We start from the raw sequence: 11,909 nt of genomic DNA on the forward strand, positions 1-11,909 counted from the left end.
AATTAAATGTTTCTACCTGTGTTAATTACGTTTACATCATTGAACCTGGCAGTAGAACTACCATGAGATACAGCGCTCACCTGAGAAGGCTGCCCTTTACCATCGAAGAACGTACCAAACAAACGGTAATCATCCTTATCGCAAATCTTAACACATGAATTCCAAAATTCTTGGGTGTTACTTTGGTAGGCTACATCTTCTAACATACCTACAATTTCACCATTTTTAATCTCGTAAAAAACAGTACCACCAAACTGGAAATTATAACGTTGCTGATCAATAGAGTAAGAACCTCTACCAGCAATATAAATACCTTTTTCTACATCCTTTATCATTTCGGCAATAGAGTACTTTTCTTTACCTGGCTCTAATGATACGTTTGGCATACGCTGAAACTGAACATCGTCCCAACTTTGTGCATAGCAACAACCGTGAGATTCCTCTTCACCGATCATATGTGCTTGGTCACGTATGGCTTGGAAATTTGTCAATACGCCGTTTCGTACCAAATCCCACTTTTTAGCTTTCACACCTTCATCATCATAACCTACAGCGCCTAAAGAACCCACTTGGGTCTTATCCGCAACAAGATTTACAATGTCGCTACCATATTTAAAGTTGCCCGATTTTAATTTATCCAATGAAGCAAAACTTGTACCTGCATAGTTGGCTTCATAACCCAATACACGATCCAATTCCAATGGGTGACCTACAGACTCATGAATAGTTAAACCTAGGTGATTAGGCTCTAATACCAAATCGTACTTACCGGCATCAACAGATTTTGCCGTAAGTTTTTCTCTTGCCTGTTTTGCTGCGATAGTGGCATCTTCTACCATGTCATAGCTATTTCTATATAAACGCAATCCAGCAGGACCATCAATTTTCTCGGATTCCAATCCGTCTAAATACTCATAGCCCATACCAACTGGAGCACTCATATTCTCCCTGGTCTTAAAAGTACCGGCAGTCTTGTCCACGGCAGTTACTCGTAGTGTTGGCCACAAGCGATGAATATCCTGATCAATATAAGAACCGTCTGTTGAAGCAAAGTACTTTTGCTCATTGACCATAAATAAGGCGGAGTTCACAAAGTTTGCTCCGTTATCCAAAGCAGCGGCATTTGCGCTTAGCAAAAGGTCTACTTTTTCTGAAACCGGAACTTCCTTAAAATCCTTTTTGATCGGAGTCTTCCAAGACACTTCTCCGTATGCGTTAACAGGAGCTAACTTCACCGGTTCTTTTTGAATTTTAGAGTTAGCTTTTGCAATGGCAACTGCCTGCTCCGTCGCTTTTTTAATACCATCTTCGGTAACACTATTGGTAGAGGCAAAACCCCATGTACCGTTAGCGATTACACGTATACCTATACCAAAGGATTCTGTATTGACCACGTTTTGAACTTTGTCTTCCCTAGTGAATACATACTGATTTAAATACCTGCCTATACGGGCATCTGCATAGGTAGCACCTAATGATTTGGCAGTATTTAAGGCAACATCTGCCATTCGTTTTTTCACCAAGGCATCCATACCTGGTTCCAGTAACGCCTCTGTAGGGATGTCGTTACCTAGCAAAAATGATGGCATCATCAATGCTCCGGCACCCAACCCGGCGTACTGTACAAAATCTCTTCTTTTCATGTGTTCGTTTTAAAATGGTTTTTATGATATATATTTCTAGAGAAATACATAAGTAGAATGCCGATGTGTCAATGCCAATAATGGAGGCGAAAATAAAAGAATGCCGGTCATACACATAATCCACATTGCATGGCTACTATCCTTCTTTAAAAATAGAGAGGCTTTTTTAACAATTATGTTAATCTTAACATAAAATATAACTTTAAACGCTGTTTTTGAGAATAATGTAAAATTGTATACTACCTTTTGATTTTCCCCTTATATAGCTTTCAAAAAATTGGTTAACCATAATTGAATTGTTCTGCCTTTCAGTACCATAACCATACAGATGAAATGAACATACCTGATTTATATCATAGGTTGTCCTCAGCATGCTACCTACATTTAATTCATCATCAAAACACAATAGCTATGAGAAGAAATTTAACTGAAGAGGAATGCAAGGCAATACTGGAAAAAAATTATATTGGACGGTTAGCTTACATATCTGCAGGATTTCCACATATACTTCCTATTACTTTTTACTATGATGTAAAACATAATACTATTATAAGTTATTCTGCCGATGGACATAAGATAAAGGCCATGCGAAAAAACAATGCAGTTAGTATGGGCGTCGATGAAATTTCTTCAATAGAAAATTGGAAATCCGTTTTGGTGCAAGGTACTTTTGAAGAATTGTCTCGCATTGATGCCAAACATATGCTACATGAATTTTCTGAAGGGGTAAAAGAAGTGCTGCTAAATAAATACGGGGCATATCCAAAATATATCAGTGAATTTTCTGCTAAAATAAATGCCGAAGATGCACCAATCGTATTTCGCATTAATATAAGCGATTTTACAGGAAAACTTAGGGAAAATAAGTCAGCGAATTAAAATTTTATACCTAATAAATACAAAAAGCTCCCATAATCAATTGGGAGCTTTTTAAATTTCTATTCATCCTTAATTACTTTCGATCAAGAACCTTTTTTCAAAACTCTCCTTTAAAAATCTACGGGCATCCGTTAAAATCCGCTCCACCTCAGTAAAATTGGTCCCTCTAATGTGCGCTATTTCCTTTAAGGTAAAACCTTGATGTACAAAAAGCTCAAAGACGGTCCTCATGGCTGTATTCATTTTTCCCAGTACCAAACGCATATGACGTTCAATCCGTTCCTTGTTCAAGGACTCATCTAATTTTGCGGCAAGTTTCTTTTCATCATCAGTGATAAAGACATGATCCAAGCTATAATCTCCTTTATCATAGGAAGAATCATCCAGTTCCTCTAGCATGACCAGGTCACCATCACCATCTGTACTATAATTTTTCTCCATGGCAGCCCATTCCGGTTTGGAATACGCATCTATATTCTCAAAAAAAAGCTGATCAAATTCCTCCTCCACTAAACTATCCTCTAACAAGCGGTCTACCGTTTTAAAAAGAAATGCATGAAGTTCATCCTCATTACCAATTTTGTCCATATGATCATAGACTTCTATAAATAGCTGATCGGTAAAATCACTGGGATCAAACATATCCTTGTTCAACGTACCATTGGCAACAGCACTATTGAGCCTATTGGAAACATACCGGTAAATTCTGGGTAGTATTTTCATTAGTTCATTGTTGAATGCTTCTTGGTCATCTTTCTTTTTTAAAGTAATTAAATTGGTATATGTCTCTTCTAAAATAATGCGAACAGTCTTGTTTACGATTTTCATAGTACTGAGATTAAAGTTTTTATAGTACCCTAAAATTGCATCCTTTTACACATAAATACTATGATAATTATCAGTACCGACCAATTGATTTTCCTATAATTTGGTGATTTTCAAACAATAAAGAATTATCTTAAAACGGTCTATCAATTTGCATTCATGAATACACCCAAAGATTTTGGAATTTCTGGCCTTACGGACCAAGAGGTGATGGCATCACGGACCAAATATGGCTCCAATACCTTTGACCACCAAAAGGAAAATAGCTTTGTGGACGCCCTTAAAAGTTTAGCCAAGGAACCTATGGTCATTCTTCTATTGGTAGCCTCTGCTATATATTTTTTTACAGGTAATTGGGGTGACGGTATTTTTTTGGTTGCGGCCATTATATTGGTAGGTTCCATTTCCCTATATCAAGATTCAAAAAGCAGAAAGGCCCTTGAGAACCTCAAAAATCTTACTCAACCCAAAAGTAAGGTCATACGTAACGGTGAGGTAATTGCCATTGATAGTCATGAATTGGTCATAGGCGATTATTTTATGGCAGAAGAAGGTAGCACCATTTCTGCTGATGGTGTCATTCAACATTCTAACGATTTTTCTGTAAACGAATCTATTTTGACGGGCGAATCTTTACCGATCTACAAAGATGCCAATGGCCCAAATCCGGAAATATTTACTGGAACCACCGTTGCAAGTGGATTGGCCATAGCACAAATTACAGCTATTGGCGCCAAAACCTCATTAGGTAAAATTGGTAAGAGCCTAGATCAAATTACCGTAGAAAAAACCCCATTAGAACTAAAGATCTCAAATTTTGTAAAATTAATGTCCATCTGGGGCGGAGCAGTATTTATCCTTGTTTGGATCATTAACTACCTTCGTTCCGGTGCCGTTCTTGATAGCTTATTAAAAGCACTCACCTTGGCCATGAGTATTCTTCCTGAAGAAATTCCCGTTGCCTTCACAACCTTTATGGCTTTAGGCGCATGGCGACTCATGAAAATGGGCATTGTGGTCAAACAAATGAAAACAGTGGAAACATTGGGCAGTGCCACGGTCATTTGTACGGATAAGACAGGTACCATTACCCAGAACAAAATGGCCTTGGCCAAACTGTTTACGATGCAAACCTATGCCATTGTCAATGCGGATGAAAACCTGGAACAACCAGAAAAAGACCTAATTAAAATGGCCATGTGGGCCAGTGAACCTATACCATTTGACCCTATGGAAGTGGCATTGCACAATGCATATGGTAGCTTCTCCCAAGTTGATGAGCGACCAAATTATAAAATGGTTCACGAGTATCCTTTAGGGGGTAAACCACCAATGATGACCCATTTATTTGAAAATGAAAATGGAAATTTGATCATTGCGGCCAAAGGAGCGCCAGAAGCCCTAATTGCAGTCTCTAACCTTACGTCAAAGCAGATAGAAAAACTACAGGAAACTATTTATAACCTAGGAAGGGAAGGGTATAGATTACTGGCCGTTGGTCAAGGTATTTTTACGGGAATAACCTATCCAGAACACCAGCAGGATTTTAAGTTTGATTTTATGGGGCTTGTAGCATTTTACGACCCTCCAAAAGATAACATTAGCCAAGTATTACAGGATTTTGACAAAGCGGGAATACAAGTTAAACTGGTTACGGGGGATAATGCAAATACCGCTATGGCCATAGCCAAACAAATTAATTTTATTGGCTATGAAAAATCAATGACCGGTGATGAACTTATGAAATTGACCGATCAGGAATTAAAAGAAAAGGTCAAGACGGTAAATGTTTTTTCAAGGATGTTTCCAGATGCAAAACTTAGAATCGTAAATGCCCTGAAAGAAAATAATCAAATTGTAGCCATGACGGGGGATGGAGTTAATGACGGGCCAGCCTTAAAGGCTTCACATATAGGTATAGCCATGGGCAAAAAAGGAACGGAAATAGCCAAAGAGGCCGCCTCCTTAATCTTGGTGGACGATGATCTCTCCAAGATGGTCGATGCCATTGCCATGGGCAGAAAAATCTACACCAATTTAAAAAAGGCCATACAGTATATCATATCCATACATATTCCCATAATATTGACCGTTTTTATTCCCTTGGCTTTGCGGTGGATATACCCAAATATATTTTCACCTTCACATGTTATTTTATTGGAGTTGATCATGGGACCTACATGCTCCATTATATTTGAAAATGAGCCTATGGAAAAAAATTTAATGGACAAAAGACCTCGCCCGTTCTCCACCACTTTTTTTAATTATAAAGAATTGGCCACTAGCATTCTACAAGGACTTGTCATCACCATTGGTGCACTTTTTATCTATCGTTATGCGGTTGAAGCTTCCTATAGTGAAAGTACTACCAGAACTATGGTATTTTTGGTCTTGATCATAGCCAATATCTTTTTGACCTTGGTCAACCGCTCATTTTATTATTCCATTTTTACGACCATTAGGTACAAGAATTCCTTGGTCCCCATAATTATCGGCATCACCGTACTTTTAACATTATTCTTACTCTACCTACCCGTATTGACCCACTTTTTTGAGTTTGAACGTTTGACACTAACACAGATTGGAATGTCAATCATCGTAGGCACGGTATCCGTTTTATGGTATGAACTGGTGAAATGGGGCAAACGCCGCTAAACCCTATTAAACTACAGTTTTTGACCGTAAGCCAAATCGCCCGCATCCCCAATACCGGGAAGAATGTATCCTCTGGTGTTTAATTCGGGATCAATGGCGGCGATCCATAAATGGGTGTTATCCGGAAAAATATTGGCTACCTTATCTATCCCTTGCCGGGAACCTATAACCGAAACGATATGAATGGCCGCAGGAGTTCCGTGCTCCTTTAATGCCAATAGTACATTTTCCAAAGTGCTTCCCGTGGCTAGCATAGGATCTGTTAAAATCAATATTTTACCAGTCAAGGTAGGTGCCGCAAAATAATTTACGATTACTTTAAAATCATCGGCATCGCCTTCATGTTTACGAAAGGCGGATATAAAACCATTTTCCGCAGTATCAAAATAGTTCAATAATCCTTGGTGAAGGGGTAGTCCTGCACGTAAAATAGAGCAAATAACCAATTGTTCCTTACTAAGGTTCATTGGTTTAGAACCTAAAGGTGTTTCTACCGTAGTAGTACTATACGACAATGATTTGCTCAGTTCATAACCTAACACCTCCCCAATACGTTCTATATTTCGTCTAAAGCGCATAGAATCTTTCTGAATATGTACATCTCGTACTTCAGAAATAAACTGATTTAGAACAGAATTTTCTTCACTTAAATTATGAATGATCATGGTTGTCAATTTTAAGGTAAGGTACCATTTACAAATATAAAAACTTGAATGTATCAATATCACGTATCAATACATTCAAGTTTTTCTCATCATTTAAACCGACTAATATTAGGCAGTGAGCATTCCACCATCTATTAAGTGTGTACAACCGGTAATGAACTTACTTTCATCAGAGGCCAAGAAAAGGGCTATCTCGCCTACCTCCCTAGATGTGGCATAACGTCCAAAAGGTACTGCAGCAGTGAAGCCATCCTTTACCGTCTTAGGACTTTCCGGTGACATATCGCTTTCAATCCTACGCATCATATCATTATCAACCGGACCGGGATGTATTGTATTCACACGTATTTTCCTTGATGCATTTTCTATGGCAGCAACTTTCATTATTCCTACCACGGCATGTTTGGAAGCCACATACGCCCCAAGATTGGCAAAACCCTTTAAACCTGCAACGGAAGACGTAATCATAACGCTACCGCCAATTTCCATTTTAGGGATTATGTATTGACAGCCAAACCAAACGCCCTTTATATTTACATTGATTACCTTATCAAATATATCTTCCGGATAATCTGCTATATTCTGGGCAACCCCCTCAATACCTGCATTGGCAAAAAAGATATCTATTTTGCCAAATGTCTTTAAGGTAAAATCCAAAAACTTAAGGGTATCAGTCTTACTGGAAACATCCGCTTGAACAAAAGCTATGTTTTCATGTGTTAACTCTTTACGTAATCTGTCAATGGCATTGGCATCATTATCGACCAACACTACTTTTGCACCTTGATCCAAAAATAAATTTGCCGTAGCCATACCTATACCTCCAGTACCCCCGGTAATAACGGCTACTTTATTGTTCAACCTTTTCATAATTCTTAATTTTTTGTTTGTAGTTGTTGTATGACCCATCCTTGATCTGGCTTATGGGTGGCCACTAATTGTGCATTGAGCATTTTTGCACCAATAGTGGGTACTTTGTACCGTTTAACGGTCATTTGTATATGGTCTCGTTTTCCAAAATATTCGGCAATCTCACCGTTGCTAGAAATAAGTACATCAAAAAATTTATATTCATAAATTTTCAGCTTGAATTCATTTTCGCCCTTGAATGTTTTGTCGACAAAAACAGCGGTAGCGTAACCATCATTAAAGGGGGTCACATTTAAGAACTGTGGGGGGAACACCACCGCTCCTGTTTTATCCATGAATCCAAATACGGGTACACCATCTTCAACTTTCTGTGATATGGCACAAAGTCCTTCATTGAACATGGGGTATGGTGCACCAAGAGCAATTGCGTTATCTTGAGATGGGTTCCAATACACATCATCACGAAAATCTACCACCAGTTTTCCTTCCTCATCTATAAATCCCCATTCACCACCTTTGCGAACAGCGGCCAGGCCTTCACTAAAAGGTGCTATTTCATCTATACCTTGTACCATTTGTGCCGAAATGGGAAGTACGGCCAAGACGGTTATCGCTAAAAACATCAATCTATTTTTCATAATTCTCATATTTTAAGTTTATTAAAGTAATTCCTTAATAATCCATTTATTATGACCATTGTCATATAGGTAGATTACCACTATCCATGCTCCGTAAACAAAATTTCAATTTTTGATAAAACAATCAATTCTGCCTTATTTTTACCGGCATAAGAATTGGCCATTGCGTTGGCCGTATCCAAAATCAATCGTTTTACCTCAGGAGTAAATAGGTTATAATGTTCCTTATAGAACATGTTAAATTGCTGAAGACAGTCCGTAGATTTTTTATCATATTCCAAACACCAGTCAAAGGTTGTTTCTATCCTAAAGGCAGCATCAGAACCATATTCATCCTCTATATCATCAATGTGCAACCAATAACTTCGAATAAAGGACCTTAAATGATCAATTTCCTTTATATGTACCGTACCGTCCGCACTTGCCAAAGCGTAAAATACTTTCCCTAAATTTTCATATAGCTCCAGACCAAATTTTTGAGAGTTCAACATTTTTGTATATTTAAGATTATCAAGTAGAAAATTTACTTTTATATTATCACCTTTACTATGATAATTATCAGTTAAGGATTATATTTAGAAATGAATGTTTTTGAAAAGGACAGTAATGTTTTCCATCTGCTTTCAGAAGGAATATCCGAAGGAATTATTTTAGTAAATACCGCACAGGAAATTGTAGCGACCAATTCCTCTGCCGAGGAAATGTTTGGATATAAAAAGACGGAACTCATAGGAAAATCATTAGATTGTATTATTCCAAAACGGTATCATCATAAACATGATGGGCATTTTTCAAGCTTCATGAAAAAAAGTGAAAAACGGAAAATGGGACATGGCCGTGATCTTAGCGGACTAAGAAAAAATGGCGAGGAATTTCCTGTTGAGGCCGGTCTTAATCCTTTTACGCTATATGGAAATACGTATGTTATGGCTTTGGTCACCGATATTACGGAACGTAAAAACTATACGTTAAACTTAGAGCAGACCGTACAGGAACGCACAAAGCAATTAACCGATGCCCTGGAGAAGGAAAAAGAACTTAATGAGCTGAAAACCAGATTTTTATCTTTGGTATCCCATGAATTTAAAACTCCCTTGAGCAGTATTCTTACCTCCGTGACCTTATTATCCAAGTATACAGAAACTGGCCAACAAGAAAAAAGAGACAAACATGTAGACACCATAAAATCCAAGGTACGGCAGTTAGATACTATACTTAATGACTTTTTATCCGTTGAGCGCCTTGAACTGGGCAAAGTTAATTACAGCATTGAGGATTTTCCTTTAAGCAGGGTCATTAATGAGGTGGTCTATGATGCCAATATGTTATTGAAAACTGGACAAAAAATCCGCTATCCAGACAATATAGATGAAGTGGTCGTTACCTTTGATGAAAAAACATTGGCCCTAGCCCTGTCCAATTTGCTTCAAAATGCCATAAAATATTCTCCAGAGGAAACCACTATAAAAATAATTTTCACCATTAAGGATGATTACTTTACCATTCAGGTTACGGATGAAGGTATAGGAATTCCCAAAGAGCAACAAAAACATATATTTGACCGGTATTTTAGAGCAGAAAATGCCCTGCTTAATCAAGGAACCGGTATAGGTCTAAACATATCTAAACAACATCTTGAAAATTTGGGGTCTACCCTTTCTTTTGTAAGCCAAGAAAATGTGGGGTCAACATTTACCATCCAAATTCCAAGAAACATAAAAAGTAATACCCAATGAAAACCGTTTTACTCATAGAAGATGACAATATTTTAAGGGAGAATACCGCAGAACTTTTAGAATTATCAGGTTATGATGTAGTCACGGCTCCTAATGGAAAAATTGGTATAGCGACCGCAAAGGAAAAAAAGCCGCATATAATTGTATGTGATATCATGATGCCGGAAGTGGATGGCTACGGTGTGTTGGATGCCCTTTCCTCCGATGAATCCACCCAATATATTCCGTTTATATTCTTATCCGCAATAACGGAGCATAAGGCTATACGCAAAGGAATGGATCTTGGTGCCGATGATTACCTTACCAAACCTTTTGAAGAAGAGGATTTAGTTAGCGCCATTGAAAGTAGATTGGCAAAATCCAAATTGCTCCATCAGCTAAAAACAAATACTACTGAAGAAATTAACGATCCAGATGCCATTGGTAACCTCAATCAATTAAAAAACTATTTTGACGATCATGGAGAGATCATTAAAATGAACGAAGGTGAGACCATTTATGAAGAAGGGGTCCGATCAACCTACGTATATTTAATTTTAAAAGGAGCCGTAAAGTGCCATACCATGGACCAAGATGGTAAGGAATTGATTACCACCCTATACCATGCAGATGATTTCCTTGGATTTACCTCTTTGATGAACAATAGTGTAAACCAAGAATCTGCTACTGCCTTGGAACAGGTAGAACTAGCTGCGGTAAGTAAGGAACATCTACACCAAATAGTTGCCGAAAACCACACCATACCGTTAGAGCTCATGACACTTTTATCGGATAATATTTCTGAAATAAAACATCAACTACTACAAATGGCATACAGTTCCGTACGAAAAAAAACTGCCCAAACTTTACTGCAGTTTGCGGAAATCATGAACAATGATGCCTCAAAGCCAATACGAATCTCACGTGCAGATCTGGCAAGTGTAGCTGGTATTGCCACTGAAAGTCTAATACGCACCTTATCTAGCTTTAAAAAGGAAGGACTGATTGAAATTGAAGGAAGGAACATACGTATTAAAGAACTAAAAGTACTGCAATACGTAACCTAATTCAACTTAATAACGCTCACTTTACGCTCCTCATGACATTTATCATAGGTTTTCTTTTGGACCTCAAATACTTTTATCACGTCCATAAAAAGAATTGCCATGAAAAATATACTCATTCCTACAGATTTCTCCGGTAACGCAGATCATGCTATCTCTTACGCCTTAAACCTGTTTAAATGTGAACGTACCAATTTTTATTTCATCCATGCCTATGCAGATGAAGTATATGGTCCTTTTCATAATGTGGACGATACCAATTTTGAAAAAAACAAAAATTCAATTGAAAATTTAACCAATGGCAAATTAAACGAATTAGTAACCGAAATTAGAGAGCGTACGCACAATCCCAAACATGTATATGAAGCGGTATCTTCTTTTGAATCGCTCGTAGATGCAGTCAATAATTTTAGCAACCTTAAAAATATTGACCTAATTATTATGGGGACCAAAGGCAAGACAGATGATGCACGTATAACCTTTGGAAGTAATACCATACAAGTATTTAAATATGTTCAATGTCCGGTTTTGGCCATACCCGATGGAATTGAGTATACCCAACCTAAAAAAATACTGTTTCCTACGGATTATATGGTACCTTATAAAAGAAGGGAGCTTAAGCTTTTGGATATTTTGGCCGCCCAATTTAAGTCGCAGGTCCATAGTCTGTACATTTCGGATTTTGAGGATCTGAGCGTAAGGCAACTGGATAATAAAAAATTCTTGGAGGAATCGTTGCCCAATGCACGACTTTCTTTTGTGGTTACCGCTGTAGCAAACCGGGCCACAGCAATCATGAACTATATTCAGGAACACCAAATCAACCTTTTGGTCATGGTAAATAGCAGGCATTCCTTTTTAGAGGATATGCTATATAGGTCCACTATTGATGAAATCGGACTCAAACCACCGGTTCCTTTTTTGGTCATGCAAAATTTACCGCGATAACCTTAAA

General features: G+C 37.8%; 12 protein-coding genes. 5 read left to right on the forward strand and 7 right to left on the reverse strand.

Going from position 1 to position 11,909, the window contains the following annotated elements; translation table 11 throughout:
- Positions 1–2: 2 nt before the first annotated feature.
- Positions 3–1,643 carry a TldD/PmbA family protein gene (locus Q2T41_RS02455; RefSeq protein ID WP_304434788.1) on the reverse strand — a complete coding sequence of 547 codons (1,641 nt, stop codon included), beginning with the start codon at positions 1,641–1,643 and terminating at the stop codon, positions 3–5.
- Positions 1,644–1,845: 202 nt separating this feature from the next.
- A complete protein-coding gene (locus Q2T41_RS02460) occupies positions 1,846–2,016 on the reverse strand; it encodes a hypothetical protein (protein ID WP_304434789.1) in 171 nt (56 codons plus the stop codon).
- A gap of 38 nt (positions 2,017–2,054) precedes the next feature.
- Between Q2T41_RS02460 and Q2T41_RS02465 the strand changes: the two genes are divergently transcribed.
- Positions 2,055–2,522 carry a pyridoxamine 5'-phosphate oxidase family protein gene (locus Q2T41_RS02465; RefSeq protein ID WP_304434790.1) on the forward strand — a complete coding sequence of 156 codons (468 nt, stop codon included), beginning with the start codon at positions 2,055–2,057 and terminating at the stop codon, positions 2,520–2,522.
- Between the two features lie 69 nt (positions 2,523–2,591).
- Here Q2T41_RS02465 and Q2T41_RS02470 read toward each other — a convergent pair whose 3' ends face one another.
- Complete coding sequence (locus tag Q2T41_RS02470) at positions 2,592–3,350, reverse strand: RNA polymerase sigma factor (RefSeq protein WP_304434791.1); 759 nt, start codon at positions 3,348–3,350, stop codon at positions 2,592–2,594.
- 156 nt (positions 3,351–3,506) lie between these two features.
- Between Q2T41_RS02470 and Q2T41_RS02475 the strand changes: the two genes are divergently transcribed.
- Positions 3,507–6,002, forward strand: coding sequence for a cation-translocating P-type ATPase (locus Q2T41_RS02475; protein WP_304434792.1), 2,496 nt, complete (start codon positions 3,507–3,509; stop codon positions 6,000–6,002).
- Between the two features lie 11 nt (positions 6,003–6,013).
- On the opposite strand, the gene upp is transcribed toward Q2T41_RS02475, so the two are convergent.
- The 4 genes from upp to Q2T41_RS02495 form a co-directional block, all read right to left on the reverse strand.
- Complete coding sequence (gene upp / locus Q2T41_RS02480) at positions 6,014–6,667, reverse strand: uracil phosphoribosyltransferase (protein ID WP_304434793.1); 654 nt, start codon at positions 6,665–6,667, stop codon at positions 6,014–6,016.
- A gap of 108 nt (positions 6,668–6,775) precedes the next feature.
- Entirely contained in the window at positions 6,776–7,537 is a 762-nt protein-coding gene (locus tag Q2T41_RS02485) for an SDR family NAD(P)-dependent oxidoreductase (protein ID WP_304434794.1), read from the reverse strand.
- A 5-nt stretch (positions 7,538–7,542) separates the two neighbouring features.
- Positions 7,543–8,175, reverse strand: a complete 633-nt coding sequence (locus Q2T41_RS02490) for a WG repeat-containing protein (RefSeq protein WP_304434795.1) — start codon at positions 8,173–8,175, stop codon at positions 7,543–7,545.
- 80 nt (positions 8,176–8,255) lie between these two features.
- A complete protein-coding gene (locus tag Q2T41_RS02495; protein ID WP_304434796.1) occupies positions 8,256–8,666 on the reverse strand; it encodes a hypothetical protein in 411 nt (136 codons plus the stop codon).
- Between the two features lie 90 nt (positions 8,667–8,756).
- Between Q2T41_RS02495 and Q2T41_RS02500 the strand changes: the two genes are divergently transcribed.
- From Q2T41_RS02500 to Q2T41_RS02510, 3 genes are all read left to right on the forward strand, one after another.
- Positions 8,757–9,911, forward strand: a complete 1,155-nt coding sequence (locus Q2T41_RS02500; protein ID WP_304434797.1) for a PAS domain-containing sensor histidine kinase — start codon at positions 8,757–8,759, stop codon at positions 9,909–9,911.
- On the forward strand, positions 9,908–10,957 hold the full coding sequence (locus Q2T41_RS02505; protein WP_304434798.1) for a response regulator: 1,050 nt from the start codon (positions 9,908–9,910) through the stop codon (positions 10,955–10,957). The genes Q2T41_RS02500 and Q2T41_RS02505 overlap by 4 nt, the downstream gene beginning before the upstream one ends.
- 99 nt (positions 10,958–11,056) lie before the next feature.
- Complete coding sequence (locus tag Q2T41_RS02510; protein WP_304434799.1) at positions 11,057–11,902, forward strand: universal stress protein; 846 nt, start codon at positions 11,057–11,059, stop codon at positions 11,900–11,902.
- The last annotated feature ends 7 nt before the right edge of the window (positions 11,903–11,909 follow it).

Source organism: Maribacter confluentis, from assembly GCF_030505015.1.
Lineage (GTDB): Bacteria > Bacteroidota > Bacteroidia > Flavobacteriales > Flavobacteriaceae > Maribacter > Maribacter sedimenticola.